The sequence below is a fragment of the Micromonospora sp. NPDC048170 genome (genome assembly GCF_040652795.1).
In the GTDB taxonomy this organism is placed as follows: Bacteria; Actinomycetota; Actinomycetes; order Mycobacteriales; family Micromonosporaceae; genus Micromonospora.
The window spans coordinates 198,744-220,360 of record NZ_JBEZMR010000002.1; the positions used below are offsets into that span (position 1 = coordinate 198,744).

Consider the following 21,617-nt stretch of genomic DNA (forward strand, 5'->3'; position numbering starts at 1 on the left):
GTGGCGCGACGTCCACGTCGACCGATCCGGATCAGCGGTTGCGGGGGTAGCCGGACCGGCGACGGGGTATGACTGACCCATGAAACCCGTACGCTCTCTCGCCCGCGCCATGTTGAGCGGCATCTTCGTGGTCAGCGGGTTCCACAACTTCCAGAACCCCGGGCGGCTGGTCCCGACCGCGAAGCCCCTGACGGACCGGGTGACCCCGCTGCTGGAGAAGACCCACCCCCGCATCCCCACGGACACCGAGACGCTGATCCGGGTCACCGGGGCGGTGCAGGTCGGTGCCGGGCTGATGCTCGCCACCGGCCGGTTCGCCCGGCCGGCGGCGCTGGTCCTCGCCGGCACGCTGGTCCCGGTGACCCTCGCCGGTCATCCCTTCTGGAACGACGACGACCCGGCGGCGCGGAGAAGCAACCAGACCCACTTCCTGAAGAACCTCGGCCTCCTCGGCGGGCTGCTGCTCGCCGCCGCCGACACCGGCGGCAAGCCGGGGCTGCGGTGGCGGACCGGTCACCGGATCGGGCATTCCCGACGTTCCGTGCAGCGAGCCGTCCGTACGGCCCGCAGAGAGGCCCGGATCGCCGTACGATCGGCAGCGACGGCCCGGCGACTACCCGGCTGACCTGCGTCGATACCTCCCCTCGGCAGACCCCTCACACACCAAGGCCGCGAATCACCTGAACCACCCGACAGGCGTTAACGCGGTGGAAATGTCAAAAACATGTGTGGGATCGGACACGGTCGCATAACGCGGGAGGCATTAACGTGAGGCGCCGTTCTAGGCTCCGTGCAGGACCTGGACGGGTAGGACGACCTTGGTACGGGGGTGGCCACGCCATGCCGGCGACCGTCGGAAGACGGGTGGACCGCCTCGCCCCAGTCCGTCGCGTAACGCGTGGGATCGATCGTAGGACAGTCGTACGGGCTGGCATCGTGGCCGCCGTCGCCTATGCCGCATGGCTCGCCATCGGCGCTTTCGGGCGGCCGTACAACTTCTTCGACATGAAGATCTACCACGGCGCGGTGGTGTGGTGGGCGAGCGGTCACGAGCTCTACGAATTCATCGCACCCGGCACCACCCTGGGTTTCACCTACCCGCCGTTCGGCGGTCTGGTGATGCTGCCGATGGCACATCTGCCGGTCGACCTGGCCGGGACGGTCAACGCGTTCGCCAGCATCGCCGCCCTGGCCATCGTGCTGGCCGGGCTGCTCCGCCCGATCGTCGACCGGCTCGGCTGGCCCCTCTGGTTCACGGTGGGGATCGCGACGCCGATGGCGGTCGCCGTCGAACCCGCCCGGGAGTCCCTCGGCTACGGCCAGGTGAACCTGCTCCTCTTCGCACTGATCATGGCCGACCTGATCGGCCTGCGCTGGCGGTCCCGGCGGGGCACCCACATCGCCCCGACCGACGGCCCGCTGCTGCGGTTCGTCCACAGCGGCGCCTGGGCCGGCGTGGGCATCGGCCTGGCCACCGCGGTCAAGCTGACCCCGGCGCTGTTCATCGCGTACCTGATGATCACGCGGCAGTGGCGCGCCGCGGCCACCGCGATCGGCACGGTGATCGCCGTGACCCTCGGGTCCTTCGCGATCGTCGGCACCGAGTCCCGGGCCTACTTCGGTGGCGTGCTCTGGCAGACCGAGCGGGTCGGGGCCGCCGACATGACGCCCAACCAGTCGCTGGCCGGGCTCCTGGCCCGGCTGTACGACTCGATCGAGACGCCCGGCCTGCTCTGGCTGGCGTTCTCGGTGCTGATACTGGCGGTCGGCCTCTCCCGGGCCGTCAACGCCCGCGCCGACGGCGACGAGTTGACCGCGTTCACCCTGGTCGGCCTCACCGCCAACGTGATCAGCCCGATCTCCTGGACGCACCACCTGGTCTGGGTGATCCCGGCGATCATCGTGCTGGCCGACGCCGCCGTACGCCGCCGGGACGCCAGTCGCGGGTTGGCGCAGCGGGCCGGTCAGGGCACGTACGGCGGGCCGCCGGGGGTGGCCGGGCTGCGCCCGCCGATCTGGTACCCGACGCTGACCGGGCTCCGGCACGGCGCTGCCGCGATCGGGCTCTACCTGCTCTTCCTGATCTCCCCGATCTGGCCGTACGAGCACCAGCTCCCCGAGGTGTCGCACTACCAGGACGGCCTGTTCGGCGCCCTCATGGAGAACTCGCTGGCGCTGGCCCTGATCCTGCTGGTCGCCGCGCTGCCGTGGCGCCCCGGCGCCGAGCCGGCCTTCTACGCCGACCGGTTCGGCCGCCAGGCCGCGAGCGTCCGCCGCTGAGTGGGTGGGCGGCCCCTGATCAGGGGCAGTTCACCCACTCCTCGGTGCCGTCGGCGAAGACCTGCCGCTTCCAGATCGGCAGCCGCGCCTTGGCCTCGTCGACCAGCCGGGCGCAGGCCGCGAACGCGGCGGCCCGGTGGGCGGTGCTGACGGCCGCGACCAGGGCCACGTCGCCGATGGCGAGCGGGCCGACCCGGTGCGACACCGCGACCGCGTACACGTCCGGGTCGGTGGCGATCTCGGCCGCGACCTCGCGCAGGATCCGCCCGGCGCTCGGGTGGCCCTCGTACTCCAGAGCGGTCACCGCGCGGCCGTGGTCGTGGTCGCGCACCACGCCCTGGAACGAGACCACCGCGCCGGCCCGGCGGTCCGCCACCGCCGCCTCGTGCGCGGCGAGGTCGAGCGGCCGGTCGGTGACCTCGCCGAACGTCGTGGGCGGGCGGGCCGCGAGCCGGCCCGACGCGTCGGCCGTCGGCGCGGTCACCACGCACGCTCCCCGGGCAGCAGCGGCAGCGGCACGACCGGCACCCGGTCTCCCGGCTCGCCGAAGGTGCCGGGGCGGATGACGGCGAACCCGTCGGCGCCGGCCAGCCCGCGCAGCATCGCCGAGCCGACGTGCCGGACCGGGTGCGCGGTGCCGGCGGTCCGGTCCAACCGCACCAGCGCCAGGTGCGTGTACGCTCCCCGGCCGGGCACCGGCTCGGCAAGCGTGGCGTGCGGCAGCACCGGCATGGGACGGCCCGCCAGGCCGGCTAGCAGCGGGGCGACCAGCGAGACCAGCGCGACGATCGCGGACTGCGGGTTGCCGGGCAGCCCGGCGACGAACCGGGTCCGGCCGTCGGTGTCGGTCAGCCGGGCCAGCAGCATCGGGAAACCGGGCCGCACCGCGACGGTGTTGACCACGTAGTCGGCGCCGAGCGCCTCCAGCGCGGCATGCAGGTGGTCGACGGGCCCGTGCATGGTGCCGCCGGTGGTGCACACGAGGTCGGCGGTGGTCAGCGCGGCACGCAGCGCCGCCACGTGCGCTTCGAGCGTGTCCGCCACCGGTCCCACCACGTCCGACGGGCCGACGAGGCAGCCGTACCGGCGCAGCCAGGCCGGCACCGCCGGCCCGAGCGCGTCGCGCACCCGGCCGGCGCCGGGCGGGCCGGCGGTCAACAACTCGTCGCCGAAGACCAGCAGCGCGGCGCGGGGCTGTCGCCGCACCAGCAGACCGTCGTGCCCGCAGGAGGCGGCCAGGCCGATCAGCGCCGGGTCCACCGGTGTGCCGGCCGGAACCAGTTCCTCCCCGGCGTACGCCTCCTCGCCCGGCTCGCGCCACTCCGGCGCCGGCCGCGGCGTGCCGTCGACCAGCCCCTCCGGCGTACGACGGGACTCCTCCACCCGCAGCACGGCCGTGGTCCCCTCCGGCACCATCGCACCGGTGGCGATCTCGACGGTCGTCCCGTCGTCGGTCAGCGGTGCCGGGGTACCGCCCGCCAGGACCCGCCCGACCGGCCGCCACGGCCCGGCGCCGCGCACGGCCCAGCCGTCGACGCTGGAGGTGGGGAAGGCGGGCAGGTCCGTACGGGTGGTCAGCGGCTCGGCGAGGGTGTGCCCGTCGATCTCGGCGAGGGGTCGGCTGGCGGCGGGAAGCGCGGCGGCCAGGCCGACCGCGTACACCCGGGATCGGGCCTCTGCCCAGCCCGCCGGCGAGGGCGCGGTGACCGGCCCGGCGGTCGGTGCGGTTTCCGTGCTCACCGGCCGAGCCTAACGGTGCGGCACTCCGGTCGCGTGGTCAGCGGCTCCGCGCCCACCGGTTGGTCGCGGGCCCCGCCGTGACCGGCGTGCGGTGTGGTCGGCTGTCGGTGCGAGGGGATCGTCAGTGGTCGCCGCCGCGGAGCTGGTCGACGGCGTGGGTGAGGATCGGCCCGAGCACGGCGAGACCGTCCCTGGCCCCGCCGGTCGATCCGGGCAGGTTGACCACCAGCATCCGGCCGACGACTCCGGCGAGCCCCCGGGAGAGCGCGGCGGCGGGGACCCTGTCGCGGCTGTGCGCCCGGATCGCCTCGGCGATGCCGGGAATCTCGTGGTCCAGCAGCGCCCGGGTCACCTCGGGAGTGCGGTCGGAGGGGTTGATCCCTGTGCCGCCGCTGGTCAGCACGACGTCGATCCCGTCGGCCAGGGCGGCCCGCAGTGCCTCGCCCACCGGCTCGCCGTCGCGCACCACCACCGGCCCGTCCACCTCGCAGCCGAGGTCGCGCAGGCCGGCCACGAGCAGGGGCCCGCTGGTGTCCGCGTACACGCCGGCGGCTGCCCGGTTGGAAGCCACCACCACCCGCGCCCGGATCACGGCCGGTCCTCCGGGCGGATCCACAGGCCGGTCTTGCCGCCCTCCTTGCGCAGCACCCGGACCGCGTCGACGCCGGCCGCCGGGTCGACCGCCTTGACCATGTCGACCAGCGCCAGCCCGGCGACGGCCACCGCGGTCAGCGCCTCCATCTCCACGCCGGTGCGGTCCGCCGTCCGCGCGGTGGCGGTGATCTCGACGGTGTCGTCGGTGAGCGTCAGGTCGACCGTGACGCCGTGCAGGGCGATGGGATGGCAGAGCGGGATCAGGTCGGGGGTGCGCTTCGCGCCCATGATGCCGGCGAGGCGGCCGACGGCCAGCGCGTCACCCTTGGGCAGCCCGTCGCGGCGCAGCAGCGCGACGACTTCGGGCGTGGTGCGGAGCCGGCCGGCGGCGACGGCCAGGCGGCCGGTGACCGCCTTGGCGGAGACGTCGACCATTCGGGCCGCGCCCGCCGGATCGACGTGGCTGAGCTGCGCGGGATCGGTCACGGCCGTGAGCCTATCTTTTCCGGTACGCCGAAAGCGGCCACCGCTGCGGTCAGGTGCCGTCGGGCGGTGCCGGAGCCCGCGTGCGCCGCCTCGACCGACCGAGGACTTCGATCGACGTCGGTGAGTGTCATCCCGTCGGTCACGAATTGACTGGAAGAAGGGAACGCGCTCCCGGCCCGCTGCCCGACGACCGCTTTACACCATTGACTCTCCACCACCACGGACAGCGATCGTCACCCTCCCCAGAATTGCCCGACCGCCCGCCGCACGGTCACCGAGCAACCCGGGCAACCTACGGGATGCATCGTGCACCGGTCATTCCGCGACGCGGCCTGCCGGCTGCCGCAAACTGCACCGTCCTGCCCGATACCGCAGGCCCCGCCACCGGTTCATTATCTAGCGTTAACCGGAGGCCGATAGAAAGACAGCACTCAGTTCCCGGCCAGAAGCAGAAAGTCACGTCACGCAGTACGGTTCTCATCCATTGCTCATAGTCACATATATCCCTCCATAATTGACCGAACCGCACTTAGGCTGTCGGCGGCGCGGAACAACCAGCCGCGCAACGGTCAACGCGAAAACGGGAGGGGACAGAGCTATGTCGGCACACGAGTGGCAGTGACGATTGTGGTCGGCGAGTGACCGTAGGTAGCCTTGGCGTCCGCCCATCGGAGGCGGGTGACAGTCGGGGATGCGGTGACACGACCGAGTGTTGGCAAGACAGAGGCCGAGCGGCGGCTGACGCTGCACGTCGGCCTCGTCTGCGTTGTAGCGGTTGCCGCGGCGGTCGCGTCCGTTCGCGGACTGCTACGTCTGGACCTGTCCGGCCACGACCTCGTGGTCTCCCTCGCCCTGATCTTCATGGCCGCCCTCGGCGTGACGATCAAATGGCGGATCCGGATCCGGGCAACCGTCCACGCCATCTCCTGGAGCGAGACGGCGATCATCCTGAGCCTGGCGATCGCGCCGACGCCCCTGGTCATCCTGACCACCGGGGCCGGGGTGGCGATCGCACTACTGATCATCAAACTGCCGCCACTCAAGGCCGCCTTCGGAATCGCCAAGAGCATGCTGTTGGCGACGGGGGCGGGAGCGACACTGCACGCCCTCGGATGGTCACCGACGCCCACCGGGATCGGGCACACCGTCGGCCTGATCGGGGTCGCCTACACCATCACGGTGATCCTCGACGAGCTGCTGACCCTTCCGGTCATCGCGCTCGCCACCGGCACCCGGCTCCGGCAGCTGTTCCGTGAAGACCTCGGGCTACGCCTGACGAGCGCGTTGGCACGCTTCGTCCTCATCGTCACCACGCTGTTCATCCTGCGTGCGGATCCCCAGTTCCTGCTGGCGGTACCTCCCCTCATACTCAGCCTCCACCTGCTCTACTCCAACCGGGTCAAGGCGCGCACCGAGCAGCAGGCGTGGCAGCGGCTGGCCCGCACCACCGACGCGCTCAACGTGGTCGACCTGGACAAGGTCCTCACCACCGCGGTCACCCAGGCCGCCGAGCTGTTCTCCGCCGACGAGGTCGAGATCGAGCTGCGCGACGGCGGCCGGACCGTCCGCGGTGGCGCGGTCGCCATCACGTACGACGGGCCGGCCGGCAACCCGACCTCGATGGGCGGCACGGTGGTCCCCGCCGCCCTGGAGGGGCACGACCGGACGGTCGACGTGGGCGTGCTGCGACTGCGGTTCCGCGGCCCCGTGCAGCTCTCCGAGCGGGAGCAGTACACGCTGCGCACCTTCGCCTCGGCGCTGTGCACCGCGGTCCGCAACGCGCAGGCGTACGCCGAGCTGGCCCGGGTCGCCGACGAGCACGCGTACGCCGCCACCCACGACGCGCTGACCGGGCTGGCCAACCGCCGGCACCTGCTCGACCAGGGCACCGAGCATCTCAACACCCGGCACGCCGACGGGGTGATCGCGCTGGTGCTGATCGACCTCAACCACTTCAAGGAGGTCAACGACACGCTCGGGCACGCCGCCGGGGACCAGGTCCTGGTGCAGGTCGCCGAGAGGCTGCGCGACGCCGCCCAGGACGGCGACCTGGTGGCCCGGCTCGGCGGCGACGAGTTCGCCGTACTCCTGCGGGGACTGCCGGCCCCGGCGGTGGCCGCGCACCGCGCGGAGACCCTGCTCGCCACGCTGCACGAACCGTTCGACCTCGACGGCATGCGGATCAGCGTCGAGGCGAGCGGCGGGATCGCCGCCGCACCCGCCACCGGCGGCATGCCGGAGCTGCTGCGCCGCGCCGACGTGGCGATGTACCAGGCCAAGCGGGCCGGGCAACGGATCTCCACGTACGCCCTGACGCGGGACACCGCCGACCTCGGCCGGCTCACCCTCGGCGGCGAACTGCCACGCGCCGTCGCCGACCACGAGTTCACCGTCAACTTCCAGCCCATCGTCGACCTGGGCACCGGCCGGGTCACCGGCGCGGAGGCCCTGGCCCGCTGGCACCACCCGACCCACGGGATGATCGACCCGCTGCGGTTCCTGGAGGCCGTGGAACGCTCGGGCCTGCTCCCGGCCTTCGCCGAGGCGATCCTCGACCAGGCGCTGATCGCGGCGGGCAGCTGGCGGGACGCCGGCTTCGACGTGCCGGTCGCGGTCAACGTGTCGCCACGCAGCCTGCTCGACGCCCGCTTCCCGGGCTCCGTGCTGGCCCGCCTGCGGGCCCACGACCTGCCCCCCGACCGGCTGGTGCTGGAGCTGACCGAGACGCTCACGCTCAGCCAGCTCGACGTGGTCGACCGGGTGCTCAGCCGGCTGCGGGACGAGGGGGTCCGGCTGGCCCTCGACGACTTCGGCACCGGCTACTCCTCCCTGTCGCTGCTCTCCCGCATCCCCGTACACGAGCTGAAGATCGACCGCAGCTTCGTGACCGCCATGGAGAGCTCCGCCGAGGCCGCCGCCGTCATCCGCTCCACCCTCGACCTGGGCCGCAGCCTCGGGCTCGACGTGGTGGCCGAGGGCGTGGAGAGCGAGCCGCAGCGCCGGGCCCTCTGGGAGCTGGGCTGCACCGCCGGCCAGGGGCACCTCTTCGCCCGGCCGATGCCCGCCGGCACGCTCCTCGCGGCGTTCCGGCGCGGTTCCGGGGGCAGCCCCGGCACGCTCGCGCCCCCGCTGCACGACGCGGGAGCCGTGATCCGGCTCGCCCCGGGCCGCCGGCAGGGCGGGCGCGGGCGCAACGACCGCCACCTGCCCGCCTGACGCGGCGACGCGCACCTGGTGCCAGACTGGCCCGCGTGACCGCCGCCCCGACCGCCCGCCGCCGCGGCTGGCAGCCCCTCGACTCCGCCGCCGGCGGCCTCGCCCTCGACCTCGGTCTGTACGCCGCGTCGGCGGCATTCGCCACGATCACCGCCGTCACGTCCACCCTGGTTCCGCACCGGGCCTGGGGCGGCGTCGCCGCCGTCGGATACCTCCTCGCCGCCCTCGCCGCGACCTGCCAACTCCTGCTGCGCCGGCGCGACCCCGGCTCGCCGCTGGCCGGGCTGCGCGCCCGCTGGGCGGTCACCGGGTTCGCCTGGTTCACCACCGCCCTGCTGCCGCTGGCCTGGCAGAGCATCCAACGGGCCGGCGGACGCACCGACCGGGCGCAGGAGGAGGTGCTGGTCGTCGAGGAGTCCGGCCGGCGGCTCGTCGACACCGGCACGCCCTACCTCGGACACGACGCGATCGCCGCCCTGCCGCCCGGCGAACAGTTGCTCGGCTACACCCCGTACCAGCCGGGAATGGCGCTGTTCGGGCTGCCCCGGGCGGCCGTCGACGCCTGGTCGACCGACGCCCGCGTCTGGTTCGCCGTCGGCACCGCGCTGGCACTCGCCCTGGCGGTCCGCACCCTCCTCCGGGGCGTCCGCCGGCCCGCTGACGACCGCACCGGGGCCGCCGTCCTGCGGGGCGTACAGGCCGCCACCGTCCTCCCGGTCTGCGCGCTCACCCTGGCCACCGGCGGCGACGACCTGCCCGTACTCGCGCTCTGCCTGCTCGCCCTCGCCTTCGCCGCCGCCGGCCGGCCGGGCCGGGCCGGCCTCGCGGTCGGCCTGGCCGGGGCGTTGAAGCTCTTCGCCTGGCCGGTCGCCCTCGTGCTGATCATCTGGGGCACGACCCGGCGGGCCGGCCTGCGGGTCGCCGCGGGCGCGATCGGCCTGCCCGCCGTCGCCCTGCTGCCGGCCCTGCTCGTCGACCGCGACGCGCTGGTCGAGAACGTGCTCCGCTTCCCGCTCGGGCACGGCCTGGTGACCAGCCCCGCGCAGTCGCCGTTCCCCGGCCACCTGATCGCCACCACCCTGCCCGCCGGCCGCGCCGTCGCCGTCGCCCTGCTGCTCGCCGCCGGCCTGGCGATCGCCGTCCGACTCGCCCGCCGCCCGCCCCGCACCGCCGTCGCCGCCGCCCTGATCTGCGGGTACGGGCTGCTCGCCGCGATCCTGCTGATGCCCACGACCCGCTTCGGCTACCTGCTCTACCCGCTCGCCCTCCTGGCGTGGGCGCCCGCCCTGCAACCCCCGGTTTCCGCGAACTGGCGGGCGGAGGCCGGCGACACGGCGTAGACCTGAGGCATGACCACCTACCGCGACCGCGAAGAGGCGGGCCGGACTCTCGCCGACCGGCTCACGGCACTCATCGGTGAACCGGACGTCATCGTGCTCGGGCTGGTACGCGGCGGCGTGCCGGTGGCCCGGGTGGTCGCCGAACGCCTCGGCGCACCCCTGGACGTGCTGGTGGTGCGAAAGCTCGGCATGCCGTGGGCGCCCGAGGTGGCCTTCGGCGCGCTCGGCCCCGGCGGCGTGCAGGTGCTCAACGACGTGGTGGCCAGCCGGCTCAACGCGGACGACATCGCCGAGGTGCGCCGCCGGGAGCAGGCCGAGCTGGAACGGCGGGAGCAGCTCTACCGCGCCGGCCGGCCGCCGCTCGACCTGACCGGGCGCATCGCCGTGATCGTCGACGACGGACTGGCCACCGGGGCCACCGCCCGCGCCGCCGTCCAGGTCGCCCGCCACCTCGGCGCCCGCCGGGTCGTGGTCGCCGTCCCGGTCGGGTCGCAGGAGGCGTACGAGATGCTGGCCGCCGAGGCCGACCAGGTCGTCTGCGCCCAGCACCCGCCGGAGTTCATGGCGGTCAGCGCCTACTACGACGACTTCCACGAGGTGGCCGATTCCGAAGTCACGGAGGCACTGACAGCAACCGCGTGACCGAACCGGGTACCGTCGGGTGATGACCTGTCCGAAGTGTCACGGAGAAATGCGCCAGTACGAGCGCAGCGGCGTCGTCATCGACCAGTGCGGCGAGTGCCGGGGAATCTTCCTCGATCGCGGCGAGCTGGAGAAGCTGTTCGAGGCGGAGGCCAACTGGAACCGCCAGCAGGGCGTGGCGGCCCAGGCGCAGCCCGCCCAGCAGGGCGGCTACCCCGGCCAGCCGAGCCACCAGCACGGCGGCTACGCGCCCCCGCCGCCCCCGCCGCCCGCCCCGGCCCCGCACCAGCCGGGCTACGGCGCCGTCCCGCCGCCGCCCCCGCCGGCGCACGGCTACCCGCCGGCCCCCGCCTACGGGCACGGTCAGCAGCACCACGGCTACCACGGGCACTACAAGCGCAAGAAGCACAAGAGCTTCCTGGACGACATGTTCGGCTGAGCCACTCCGTCGACCGGGCCGGCGCCTCGACCGGCCCGGTCACCCGTGGCCACGCCCCCGTGCCGTAGCGCCGTGCCGACCGGCAGCGGCCGTGCCACGCCGCCCTTCATGACGCCGCATTCGCTGCACTATCCCTCCGGAGCAGGCGTACGACGGGATTGTTCGGGTCGTCGTCGACCTTGACGACGCCGGCCTGCAACGGCCCACCCGGTGCCGGACCTGCTCGCCACCCTGACCACCGAGGCCGTCGTGCATCACCTGGACCTGGTGCTCGACCTGCCCGCCGCGCCCCTGCCCGGGCGCTCGCGACGCGCGTCGCTGTGGCCACGATGGACGGCCTGCTCGGCGACGACGCCGTCCGCCCGGCCGGTTGGAGCGACCCGGAACACCTACTCAAGGCGACCGGACGAGTACCGCTCACCGACCGTGACCAGCTCGAACTCGGCGAGGCCGCCGGCTGGTTTCCGCTGCTGGGCTGACCCGCGCCCGCATCGCCGGCCGGGAGCCTCCGCCATGCGTGGCTGGCTGGCCTACACGATCGCCATGTCGACGAAGCGCGACAGGTGGAGTTGCGCCGCCACTGTCACCGTGTCGGTCGGGCCATTTCTGTGCTTGGCAACAATGAAATCCGCCTCCCCGGCCCGCGGCGACTCCTTGTCGTAGTAGTCGTCGCGGTGCAGCAGGATGACAACGTCGGCATCTTGCTCAATTGAGCCACTTTCACGCAAATCGGACAACTGGGGTCGCTTGTCGGTGCGTTGCTCCGGGCCACGGTTCAGCTGACTCACCGCGATCACCGGGCACTCGACCTCCTTGGCCAGCAGCTTCAGGCCACGTGAGAGGTCCGCGACCTCCTGCTGACGGCTCTCGGTGCGCTTCGGGGAGGTCATCAGTTGGAGGTAGTCGACCACGATCATCTTGAGGTCGTGCCGCTGCTTGAGCCGGCGCGCCTTGGCCCGGATCTCCATCAGGTTCATGCTCGGCGTGTCGTCGACGAAGAGCGGCGCCTCGCTGATCTCGCCCATGCAGCGGGCCAGCTTGGTCCAGTCGTCGTCGGAGAGCTGGCCGCTGCGCAGGACGTGCAGCGGCACGCGTGCCTCGGCGGAGAGCAGTCGCATGACAATCTCGACCTTGCTCATTTCCAGCGAGAAGATCGCTGCCGCCTGATTGGCCCTGATCGCGGCATTGCGAGCGAAGTCCATGCTCGCAGTGCTGTTGTGTGTCGGAATCATCGCCCGACCCGCAAGGAAGAGGTGCTCGGCATTGTCCACCGTGACGCACCGGACCGGCACGCTCGGCACCGGTCGGACATCGACGATGAATCGGCTGTCCGTCCGGGAGTTGCTTTCGCTACGGCGCCGCAGTCGGTGCGCCTCCCGCTTGCGGGGCAGGCGGAACACCTCGTCCCTGGTCGTGAAGTTCAGGTTGAAGGCGATCGAGCTTTCCGCAGTGCGCCCCTTGACGGTCTTTCGACCAACCGAGCAGCGGTACCCGAGACTGACGATCAGTTCGTGCACGTCTTCGGCGAGGCGGGGAGACGTCGTGGTGAACTGGACGTTTCCGCTAGTGGTTACGGTGCCGTCGGTGTCGAGCAGCCCCGCCAGCAGCGCCCGCCGCTGTGCCTCCGAGGCCCGCAGATATGCGGCGGGGATGTGCTTGTCACCCAACACCCCCGTCGCGCGCAGGTTGCCACGGAGGGAGCCGTACCGGTTGTGGCAGTCACGACACCTGCGACTTCCGTTCCAGGCACCGGCGCCTACCTTCCCGCAGTGAGGGCAACCTTCGCGCTGCGCCATAGGGACGAGTCCCTTGGACCGGCCCCCGCACGACTGACTGCAGGTGTGAACGGCCGGGCCGCGAGGAGTGAAGATCGCATGGCAGACGACGCATTCACGGTCAGGGATCGCCGGTAGCCGTGGCGGACGAATGGTGTAGACCATCGGCCCCGAAGGTCGGATTTCGAAGCCGTCGGACTCGATTCCAGCCAGGATCTCCGGGTCGACGGTGGTGACCCTTCCTTCCGCCGTGTGGCCGTCGCCGAGCCAGACGCCAAGGGTGTAGGGCGCAAGCGGGAGATCCCGTTCCGGGAGGCGAAGAGCGGCGGCATTCTCGACAGCATGGTTGAGTCGACGGTCAGCCGTGTTCGTGCGCAGGGTCGCTCGTATCTGCTCCGTCGTCACCACGCCTTGCAACTCCGCCGCCGTCAAACTGTCCGGCCACTGCTCGACACGGTCCAGCAGTCGGCGATAGAGGCGGCGGGCCGGATAGGCCCTGGCCGGGCGCACACGTGGGCGCCTGCGCATGACGACGGGCGACTCGTCAGCGATGTCGCGCGCCACCCGTTGGGCGGTGTGCGTAAACTCCGGGCCGAGCACGGCGGCCAGCTCCGCGATCGTGACGTCGTCGCTGGACGCCGCGCCTGCGGCAGCCTGGTGCAGCCGTTCGATGGCCTCGGGAGTCCAGTGGTTGAGCCTGCGGGCAGCGGCAGCGCGGCGGCTTGCCCGTGTAGTGGTCTTCCACAGGTGTTCAGCGTCGGCAACGATCACCGAGCCGTCGGAGAACTCGACCTCATAGCACGGCCGGTCGTGCCGCACCTCGAACGCGGCGGTGACCTTCGTCGGCAGACCGTCAACGCCCAGCAACTCGTCGCCGGCCTTGACGTCCCCCATCCTGGTCCAGCCCGTCGGCGTGGGAAGCGGGGTGTCCAGCGCGAGCGCCTTTCCCAACCCGGGCCGTCCGGCAACGATGACGAGCTGCCCCGCGTGCAGGCCGTTGAGAAGGCGGTCCAGGTCGGTGAAGCCGGTGGGGACGCCGGTCATCATGCCGCCTTGGGCGCCCACGGCCTCGATCTCGTCCAGCGTCGGCTGGAGCATGTCGGCTAGCACCGCGAAGTCCTCGCTGACGCGGCGCTCCGTGACGTCGTAGACCGCCTGCTGGGCGAGGTCGACGACGTCGTCGACGTCGCGGCTGCCGCCCTGGGCCGTGCCGTAGCCCAGTTGAACGATCTTCGTGCCGGCCTCGACGAGACGCCGCAGGACCGCCCGCTCGCTGACGATGCGGGCGTAGTACGCCGCGTTCGCGGCGGTCGGCACGCTGGCGATCAGCGTGTGCAGGTAGGGGGCGCCGCCGATCCGGACGAGATCGCCGGAGTTGGCCAGGGCCGCCGCCACGGTGATGGAGTCGGCCGGCTCGCCCCGGCCGTAGATCTCCAGGATCGTGTCGAAGACGGTGGCGTGCACCGGCCGGTAGAAGTCGTTGGTCTTGAGGATCTCCACGACGTCGGCGATGGCGTCCTTGGACAGCAGCATGCCGCCGAGGACGCACTGTTCGGCGGCGACGTCCTGCGGCGGGGTCTTGTCGAACTGGCCGTCGCGCTGCGGGGGCGGGGACGCCTGCCCCCCGCCCGACCGCGAGTCCGCCCGCATGTCGTCGGTGACCGACACGGGTCCCCCCCTCCACTGCGTCGGATCCAGATTCAGCCCTACCGCCGGGGTACGGCAACCTCGACCTGCCGGTCGATCGGGGGTCATCGCACGGCCGGTCGGGGGCCCACGATACGGAACCCGAGGTCAGCCCCTCAACCACATCGGTGGACGAGCCTCGGGACAACCTGTGGACGCCGGTGGACGAGCATGTGCGCAGGGTGTGCACAGCCTGTGGACAACGGCTGGGGAATTCCTCCACGCAAGCCTGTGAGCTGCCAAAACGTAATCCCCACCCTGTGGACAGAAAGTTTTCGGCCAAACTGCGGGGTCGAACGTCCCGTACCATCTCCGGCGAACGGTTACACCTGGACAGCGGATTGCGCCATCGGTTGAGAAGGGTCACGCTCCCGCCGTGAACAACCGGGACTGGGGACGCGGAGGGGATGGCCCGGGCGAGCGACCGCCGGCCGCCCCCTGGGACGATCCCGCCGTCCGTGGCCCTGCTCGTCCCCCCACGCCGAGTCCACGCCGGGCCGCCGAGCGCGACCAGCGGCAGCCGGTCGACAGCTACCTACCGCCTTGGGCGCTGGAGTCGGGAGTCCGCAGCGCGGACGGTGGCGGCCGGCACGCCGCGCCCGACGACGAGGCGCAGATCGAGGCCGGCCCGCCGCGTTCCGGTGGTGCCGGGCGGGCCGCCGGGACCACGGGCAGTTGGCAACGGGTCGGGGAGACGGGCTGGCGTGAGGCCCCGGCGGTCGGCACCACCCCGGAGTCGGACCACACCGGGGAGTGGACGTTCGGCCACCCCCCGGCGCCGGGATACTCCGGGCGGCGGCGGGCCGAGGACGGACCCGGGTCGGGGGCGGCACCGCCGAGGCACCCGTCGTCGCACCACCCGCAGGCCGCCTGGCCCGGCTTGGCGGAGGCGGACGCGTCCGACCCGGCACGGGAGGCCGAGCGGTCCGGTCGCCGGGGACGGCGGGCGGCGGAGGATCGCCCCGCAGTCGATCCCTGGGGCCAGGCGTCGCACCCGTCCGAGCCCTCGTACTCCCGTCATCCGGCCGTGGACGCGTGGGACGCGTCGGGGGTGCACGCGTGGGGTCCGTCCGGCGAGGTTGACGACTGGGATCACGCCGCCACCGGTCGGTGGGACCAGAGCGCCGGCACCGGTCGGTGGCAGCAGAGCGACGGCACCGGTCGGTGGCACCAGTCCGGCGGCACCGGCCAGTGGGAGCGGCACTCCGACCACGGCGGGCCGAACGGGACCACGCCGCCGGGCTCAGGCGGCGGTGCCGCGACGGAGTGGTCCTGGCCGGAGCAGGACGACCGGAACGAGGGCTTCTGGTCGGGCACCCGGCTGGCGGGCGACGATCCGCGGTGGATGGATCTGCCGGAGTCGGCACCCTGGTCACCGGTGGCGCCCGACACCGCGCCGCGACCGCGTCGGCAGGTGGCGGAACCGGTCGGTGCCGCGACGGCGGCGACCGTACGCCGGGGCGCGACCGCCGGGGCGGGGACCCGTCGCATCGAGAACGACCTGCTCGATCCCGATCCGGGCGGGCCGTGGCGGCCACTGCTCTACACGGTCGTCTGCTATCTCGTGCCGGCGGCGCTGATCTTCGTCTGGTTACTGACCCTGGACGGGCAGGTACCGGCGGGGTGCGTCACGGACATCAGCGGGGGAGGTTGCGACTCGCCCCGGTCGCGTGCGCTGGGCCCGCTGGCGTCGGGCCTGCCGCGCTACGGACTGGCGTTGGCCAGCAGCCTGGTCGTGGCGCTGCTGCTGCGTCTGGTCGGGACGACGTGGCGTTCAGCCAGCATCGCGCTCGCGGCTGCCGTGGTCGGCGGCGGCCTCTCGACAATGATGATCAGCGTCGTCACCGGCCAGCCGATCGGTTGATGCGGTCGCCGCCCGACCGGTCCCGCTCGGCGACACTCCGGCACCGCCCATGAGGCCGGCGTCGGCCGTACAGCGAACAGGGCCCGCACCGGTCGGTGCGGGCCCTGTCGTGGTGCTGGGTGACGTGTCAGCCCTGGACGACGTTGAGGTCGAACTTGGCGGTCACATCGGGGTGCAGCTTGATCCGCACCGGGTAGGAGCCGGTCGACTTGATCGCGCCGGACAGCTCCAGCCGACGACGGTCGAGGGTCGGACCACCGGCGGCCTTGACGGCGTCGACGATCTCGGCCGGGGTGACCGAGCCGAAGAGCCGGCCACCGTCGCCGGCGCGGGCCTTCAGGCTGACCTTGAGGCCCTCAAGCTGGCCCTTGACCTCGTTGGCGTGGCCGAGGTCGCGGATCTCCCGGGCCGAGCGGGCCCGCTTGATGACCGTGACCTGCTTCTCCGCACCCTTGGTCCAGGCGATCGCGAAGCCCTGCGGCAGCAGGTAGTTACGGCCGTAGCCGTTCTTGACCTCGACGATGTCGCCCGGGGCACCGAGGCCGGACACCTCCTGAGTCAGGATGATCTTCATATCGGTGCCTCCTCTCAGCGGGCCGTGGCCGTGTACGGCAGGAGCGCCATCTCGCGGGCGTTCTTGACCGCACGGGCGATCTGCCGCTGCTGCTGCGAGGTCACGCCGGTCACCCGCCGAGCGCGGATCTTGCCGCGGTCGGAGATGAACTTGCGCAGCAGCGCGGTGTCCTTGTAATCGATGTAGGTGATCCCGTCCTTGTCGAGCGGGTTCACCTTCTTCTTCGGCTTGCGAAGTGCAGCGGCCTTGGCCATTGCTCGTGCTCCTGGTTTGCGATCGCGGGCGCTCGGCGCCATTAGAACGGGGGCTCCTCGTCAAAGTTGCCGCCACCCGAACCACCGCGCGAGGGTGCCGGTGCAGCCGAGGCCCAGGGGTCGTCGAAGTTGCCTCCGCCGCCGCCCTGGTTGCCTCCACCACCACCGCTGCCGAAGCCGCCGCCACCGCCGCCGGAGCGGGACATCTTCTGCACCTTCGCCGTGGCGTAGCGCAGCGACGGGCCGATCTCGTCGACCTCGAGCTCGATGACGGTGCGCTTCTCGCCCTCGCGCGTCTCGTACGACCGCTGACGCAGCCGGCCCGAAACGATCACGCGGGCGCCCCGCTGGAGCGACTCGGCGACGTGCTCCGCCGCCTGCCGCCACACGGTGCACGCCAGGAAGAGCGGCTCGCCGTCCTTCCATTCGCCGGAGGCCTTGTCCATGAATCGGGGCGTCGAAGCGACCCGGAACTTGGCGACCGCCGCACCGGACGGGGTGAACCGCAACTCGGGGTCATCGGTCAGGTTGCCGATGACCGTGATGGTGGTGTCTCCTGCCATGACCATCTCCTCGCGCACTCATCAGTTCTGCCGTACAGGCTCTCAGAGCCCTCCGACAGTGCCGATGAGGCTGATCCGGGTGAATCGGGGATTGAATGCTTAGCGCATCTCCGGCCGGATGACCTTGGTGCGCAGCACGGACTCGTTGAGCCGCAGCTGGCGGTCGAGCTCGGCCACCGCTGCGGGCGTCGCCTGCAGGTCGATGACGGCGTAGATGCCTTCGGCCTTCTTGTTGATCTCGTACGCGAGGCGCCGGCGGCCCCACACGTCGGTCTTCTCCACCGAGCCACCCGCGGTCCGGATCACGTTCAGGTACGTGTCGAGCGACGGTGCGACGGTGCGTTCCTCGAGGCTGGAGTCGAGGATCACCATGATCTCGTAATGACGCAAGACGTGCTCACCTCCTGTGGGCTAGGCGGCCACGGTCCTTCCGTGGCAGGAGGTCGTGCGTCGTGGCCCGCGCCGGTTCCGGGGGAACCCGGCCGTACGCGGACAACCGGACCAGGATACCCGGTCCGGACGATCATGCCCGGGGTGGTCGGCAGGGCCCTGCCCATCCGACCAAGGCGACGGGGGCTCGCGTCGACGTCGGTGTCGATGCGAGCCCCCGTGCACGAGGCCGCGGGGCGTCCCGTCCGCATTCCTTGGGTGGGACCTGGGGAGGAACGACCACACCGATGAGGTTGGACCGGGGACGCCCCGCGGAGCTTTATCGTGTTGTTACCTGACGTTACAACGGCTCTTGCACCTTGTCGGGGGAAATGGCGGAATTCTCCGATAATTTTCCTGATGATCCCGGTTCTGTCAGGGCGGCCCCCGCCGCGCCGGGCCGCGCGGCGGGGGTGCCCCTGCTCTCGGGCGGTTCGACACGTCCTCGGCAGGCCGACCGGACGGCCGCCCCGGGGGCGGCGGCAACCGTGGATCCCACTCGCATCAACGACCGCCGACGCCGTGAGGTGACGCGTGGTTCCGGCGACTCCGCCACCGCCGTCATCCCGGCTGTCAGCTACGCGACGTAGGCTCCCGTGCATGCGTATCGGAGCCCACGTCGATTCGACCGACCCGATGGCGGAGGCAACCGCCCGAGGGGCCGAGGCCGTGCAGTTCTTCCTCTCCGACCCGCAGGGGTGGAAGGCGCCGAAGCCGCGGGAGGACGCGGAGCGGCTGCGAGCTGCGGACGTCGACCTCTACGTGCACGCGCCGTACGTCATCAACGTCGCCACGCTGAACAACCGGATCCGGATCCCCAGCCGCAAGCTGCTGCTCGGGCACGCCCAGGCCGCCGCCGCCGTCGGCGCGAAGGGGCTGATCGTGCACGGTGGGCACGTCAACGCCGGCGACGACCTGGCCGTCGGCTTCGACAACTGGCGCAAGACCTTCGCGTACGCGGCAGACTCCGGCGGCTTCGACGTGCCGGTCCTGATCGAGAACACCGCCGGCGGCGACAACGCGTGCGCCCGGCGGCTCGACGCACTCGCCCGGCTCTGGGACGCCGTGGGCGACCACGAGGTGGGCTTCTGCCTGGACACCTGCCACGCCCACGCAGGCGGCGAGGAGTTGCTCGGGCTGGTCGACCGGGTCAAGGCGATCACCGGGCGGATCGACCTGGTGCACGCCAACAACTCCAAGGGCGCGTTCGACTCCGGCCAGGACCGGCACGACAACCTCGACGGCGGCACGATCGACCCGGAGCTGTTGGTGGCGGTGATCCGCGCGGCCGACGCACCGGTCATCGTCGAGACCCCCGGCGGGGTCGACGGCCAGGGTGCCGACATCGCCTTCCTGCGGGACCGGCTGGGCACGGGGAGCCCGAACGCATGACGACCGAGCAGTCCGCCGCGGGCAGCTCCCGTCCCGACGGCGCGCGGTCCGCGCCGACCGACCCCGGCCCTGGCACACCTGGCGACTCCGCGGGCCGCAAGGACTCCGACCCGGCCGGCACGACCGGCGGTACGCACACCACGGCGGACGCCCCTGCCGCCGCCCGAGACCGGGCCGGCACCGGCGAAGGTAAGCCCACCGGTGACGCGGCCGACACGGCCGACCCTGCCACGAAGGCTGACCCGGCCGAGAAGGCCAGCACTCCCGGTGCCGCGCCCGGCACCGCCGCCAGGAACGGCAAGGCCGACGCCAAGGCTGGCGCGACAGAGGAGGCCGGCACGGCCAACGTCAAGGCTGGTACGGCCGAGACCGGCAAGGCCGCGACCGAGGTTGGCACGGCGGACAAGGCTGGCACGGCCGACGCCAAAGCCGGTGCGGCGGACAAGACCGGCAAGGCCGGGACCGGGACCGATGGCGCGGGCAAGGGCGACGAGAAGGACGAGAAGGCTGCCGCCGGCAAGGGCGCGGACGGGGGCGACAAGGAGGGGACGCCGGACCGGTGGAAGGCGTTCGCGTCCGCGCCCGAACCGGTGCCCTCCCGGCTCGGGCGCGCCGCACGGGCCGCCGGACGGGCGGTCGGCCGCCTGCTGATCCACGAGTGGACGCTCGCGACACTCGCCTCGCTGGCGTTGGCCGTGCTGCTGACCTGGCCAACTTTGCGCTATCCCCTGCACACCCTGCCCCAGGACTACTGGGACCCCAGCCTCCAGGCATGGCAGATGGCCTGGTCGGGGCACATCCTGCTGACCAATCCCGCGCAGCTGTGGCAGTCGAACGCGTTCTTCCCGGAAAACTGGAGCTTCGCGTTCTCCGACACCCTGCTCGGGTACGCTCCGGCGGGCATGATCGGCACCGGTCCCGAAGCCGCCGTGCTCCGCTACAACATCATGTTCGTGCTGGCCCACGCGCTCGCCATGTTCGGGGCGTACGCGCTGGCCCGGCAGCTCGGCGCGGGCCGAATCGGTTCCGCGGTGGCCGGGGCGAGCTTCGCCTACGCGCCCTGGCTGCTGGCCCAGGCCGGGCATCTGCACGTGATCTCCAACGGCGGCATCCCGCTCGCGTTGGCCATGCTCGCCCGGGGGCACGGCTGGTCGCTGCGGCACGGATACCGTCCCGAGCGCCGGCACGACGGCTGGGTCTACACGGGCTGGTTGGTCGCGGCCTGGCAACTCAGCCTCGGTTTCGGAATCGGGCTGCCGTTCGCGTACTTCCTCGGGGGAGCCGTGCTGGTCGCGGCCGTCACCTGGTTCCTGCGGCGGTGGGTGATCCGGCCGGTCAAGCGCCCGTTCGGCCGCCGGCTGCTGATCGCGGACCTGGTCGGCGGCCTGCTCTTCGCCGGCGTCGGTGTGCTGCTGGCCATCCCGTTCTTCACGGTGTCGGAGGCGCACCCGAACGCGAAGCGTTCCATCGGCGACATCGCCGCCTTCTCCCCGCCGGCGAGCGGTTTCTTCACCGCGCCCGCCGAGTCGCGGATCTGGGGCGAGTTGCACGAGGGGGCGAGGGCATCGCTGCCCTGGCACCCGGAGATGACCCTGCTGCCCGGCTTCGTGCTGTACGCGCTCGCCGCCGGCGGGCTCTTCTTCTCGGTCTGGAAGCTGCGGCACCGGCTGCTGCTGCTCGCCGGCGTGGTGGTGACCATGGTGTTGGCCATGGGCACCCGGTTCTTCGACGGCACCTTCACCTACGTGCCGCTGTTCGAGCACGTGCCCGGGTGGAACGGCCTGCGTACGCCGGGCCGGCTGATGCTCTGGACGACGCTGCTGCTCGGGCTGCTCGCGGCGGGCGCGGTCAGCGCGTTCGCGGCCCGGGTCCGGGAGATCTCCGCCGAGCGGATCCCCTCCTGGCCGAGCCCGTGGCTGCGGCTGGCCACCCTGTTGCCGCTCGTGCTGGTGATCGGTGAGGGGTTGAACTCCACGCCGCACCCGATCGTGCCGCCCCAGCCGGCCGCGATGCGGACCGTGAACGGGCCGATGCTGGTGCTGCCGAGCAACCAGAGCCTCGACCAGCCGGTCATGCTCTGGTCCACGAGCAGGTTCCAGGACGTGGTGAACGGCGGGAGCGGTTTCACGCCGCTCCAGCTCGACGACGTACGCCGGGTGACGCTCTCCTTCCCCGACCAGGTCAGCGTCGACTACCTTCGCGTCCTCGGGGTCCGCAACGTGCTGCTGATGCGCGACCAGATCGCCGGCACGCCGTGGGAGGTCACCATCGACGCGCCGGTCGACGGCCTCGGCATCACCCGCGAGGAGATCGGCAACGTGGTCGTCTACCGCCTCTGACCCC

At 72.2% G+C, this 21,617-nt stretch carries 19 protein-coding genes; 10 read left to right on the forward strand and 9 right to left on the reverse strand.

All coding sequences use genetic code 11. The features are described from left to right. The first annotated feature begins 79 nt into the window (after positions 1 to 79). On the forward strand, positions 80 to 625 hold the full coding sequence (locus AB0D32_RS04460) for a DoxX family protein (RefSeq protein ID WP_357084783.1): 546 nt from the start codon (positions 80 to 82) through the stop codon (positions 623 to 625). A gap of 215 nt (positions 626 to 840) precedes the next feature. After that, on the forward strand, positions 841 to 2,280 hold the full coding sequence (locus AB0D32_RS04465; protein WP_357084786.1) for a glycosyltransferase 87 family protein: 1,440 nt from the start codon (positions 841 to 843) through the stop codon (positions 2,278 to 2,280). A gap of 19 nt (positions 2,281 to 2,299) precedes the next feature. Here the strand turns inward: AB0D32_RS04465 and AB0D32_RS04470 are convergent, their stop codons facing one another. The 4 genes from AB0D32_RS04470 to moaC all read right to left on the reverse strand — a co-directional run bounded on the left by AB0D32_RS04470 (position 2,300) and on the right by moaC (position 5,100). Further along, positions 2,300 to 2,764, reverse strand: a complete 465-nt coding sequence (locus AB0D32_RS04470) for a molybdenum cofactor biosynthesis protein MoaE (protein ID WP_357084790.1) — start codon at positions 2,762 to 2,764, stop codon at positions 2,300 to 2,302. Beyond that, positions 2,761 to 4,020 carry a molybdopterin molybdotransferase MoeA gene (locus AB0D32_RS04475; RefSeq protein WP_357084793.1) on the reverse strand — a complete coding sequence of 420 codons (1,260 nt, stop codon included), beginning with the start codon at positions 4,018 to 4,020 and terminating at the stop codon, positions 2,761 to 2,763. Before AB0D32_RS04475 ends, AB0D32_RS04470 begins: the two co-directional genes overlap by 4 nt. A gap of 121 nt (positions 4,021 to 4,141) precedes the next feature. Next, positions 4,142 to 4,612, reverse strand: a complete 471-nt coding sequence (locus AB0D32_RS04480; protein WP_357084796.1) for a MogA/MoaB family molybdenum cofactor biosynthesis protein — start codon at positions 4,610 to 4,612, stop codon at positions 4,142 to 4,144. Continuing rightward, entirely contained in the window at positions 4,609 to 5,100 is a 492-nt protein-coding gene (gene moaC, locus AB0D32_RS04485; RefSeq protein ID WP_357084799.1) for a cyclic pyranopterin monophosphate synthase MoaC, read from the reverse strand. Before moaC ends, AB0D32_RS04480 begins: the two co-directional genes overlap by 4 nt. Positions 5,101 to 5,796: 696 nt before the next feature. Here moaC and AB0D32_RS04490 point away from each other — a divergent pair. From AB0D32_RS04490 to AB0D32_RS04510, 5 genes are all read left to right on the forward strand, one after another. Further along, the gene (locus AB0D32_RS04490) at positions 5,797 to 8,316 is read left to right on the forward strand and encodes a bifunctional diguanylate cyclase/phosphodiesterase (RefSeq protein WP_357084802.1); all 2,520 of its coding nucleotides are present in this window, start codon (positions 5,797 to 5,799) and stop codon (positions 8,314 to 8,316) included. A gap of 35 nt (positions 8,317 to 8,351) precedes the next feature. Continuing rightward, complete coding sequence (locus tag AB0D32_RS04495) at positions 8,352 to 9,656, forward strand: glycosyltransferase family 87 protein (protein WP_357084805.1); 1,305 nt, start codon at positions 8,352 to 8,354, stop codon at positions 9,654 to 9,656. Positions 9,657 to 9,665: 9 nt separating this feature from the next. Continuing rightward, positions 9,666 to 10,298 (forward strand): phosphoribosyltransferase family protein, encoded by a 633-nt coding sequence (locus AB0D32_RS04500; RefSeq protein WP_357084808.1) that lies wholly within the window; start codon positions 9,666 to 9,668, stop codon positions 10,296 to 10,298. A 22-nt stretch (positions 10,299 to 10,320) separates the two neighbouring features. Continuing rightward, entirely contained in the window at positions 10,321 to 10,737 is a 417-nt protein-coding gene (locus AB0D32_RS04505) for a zf-TFIIB domain-containing protein (RefSeq protein ID WP_357084811.1), read from the forward strand. A 320-nt stretch (positions 10,738 to 11,057) separates the two neighbouring features. Beyond that, on the forward strand, positions 11,058 to 11,216 hold the full coding sequence (locus AB0D32_RS04510) for a hypothetical protein (protein ID WP_357084814.1): 159 nt from the start codon (positions 11,058 to 11,060) through the stop codon (positions 11,214 to 11,216). 51 nt (positions 11,217 to 11,267) lie between these two features. Here AB0D32_RS04510 and dnaB read toward each other — a convergent pair whose 3' ends face one another. Beyond that, a complete protein-coding gene (gene dnaB, locus AB0D32_RS04515) occupies positions 11,268 to 14,180 on the reverse strand; it encodes a replicative DNA helicase (protein ID WP_357084817.1) in 2,913 nt (970 codons plus the stop codon). Between the two features lie 394 nt (positions 14,181 to 14,574). Between dnaB and AB0D32_RS04520 the strand changes: the two genes are divergently transcribed. After that, the gene (locus AB0D32_RS04520; RefSeq protein WP_357084820.1) at positions 14,575 to 16,062 is read left to right on the forward strand and encodes a hypothetical protein; all 1,488 of its coding nucleotides are present in this window, start codon (positions 14,575 to 14,577) and stop codon (positions 16,060 to 16,062) included. A gap of 127 nt (positions 16,063 to 16,189) precedes the next feature. Here the strand turns inward: AB0D32_RS04520 and rplI are convergent, their stop codons facing one another. The 4 genes from rplI to rpsF all read right to left on the reverse strand — a co-directional run bounded on the left by rplI (position 16,190) and on the right by rpsF (position 17,843). Then, positions 16,190 to 16,636: a 50S ribosomal protein L9 gene (gene rplI, locus AB0D32_RS04525; RefSeq protein WP_357084823.1), complete on the reverse strand. Its 447-nt coding sequence runs from the start codon at positions 16,634 to 16,636 to the stop codon at positions 16,190 to 16,192. Positions 16,637 to 16,650: 14 nt separating this feature from the next. Next, positions 16,651 to 16,890 carry a 30S ribosomal protein S18 gene (gene rpsR, locus AB0D32_RS04530; protein ID WP_007073789.1) on the reverse strand — a complete coding sequence of 80 codons (240 nt, stop codon included), beginning with the start codon at positions 16,888 to 16,890 and terminating at the stop codon, positions 16,651 to 16,653. Positions 16,891 to 16,931: 41 nt separating this feature from the next. Beyond that, complete coding sequence (locus AB0D32_RS04535) at positions 16,932 to 17,471, reverse strand: single-stranded DNA-binding protein (protein WP_357084825.1); 540 nt, start codon at positions 17,469 to 17,471, stop codon at positions 16,932 to 16,934. A gap of 81 nt (positions 17,472 to 17,552) precedes the next feature. Then, the gene (rpsF, locus tag AB0D32_RS04540) at positions 17,553 to 17,843 is read right to left on the reverse strand and encodes a 30S ribosomal protein S6 (protein WP_120683045.1); all 291 of its coding nucleotides are present in this window, start codon (positions 17,841 to 17,843) and stop codon (positions 17,553 to 17,555) included. A 639-nt stretch (positions 17,844 to 18,482) separates the two neighbouring features. Between rpsF and AB0D32_RS04545 the strand changes: the two genes are divergently transcribed. Both AB0D32_RS04545 and AB0D32_RS04550 read left to right on the forward strand, forming a co-directional pair. Further along, complete coding sequence (locus AB0D32_RS04545) at positions 18,483 to 19,274, forward strand: deoxyribonuclease IV (protein WP_357084828.1); 792 nt, start codon at positions 18,483 to 18,485, stop codon at positions 19,272 to 19,274. Further along, positions 19,271 to 21,613 (forward strand): hypothetical protein, encoded by a 2,343-nt coding sequence (locus AB0D32_RS04550; RefSeq protein ID WP_357084831.1) that lies wholly within the window; start codon positions 19,271 to 19,273, stop codon positions 21,611 to 21,613. Before AB0D32_RS04545 ends, AB0D32_RS04550 begins: the two co-directional genes overlap by 4 nt. Positions 21,614 to 21,617 lie beyond the last annotated feature (4 nt).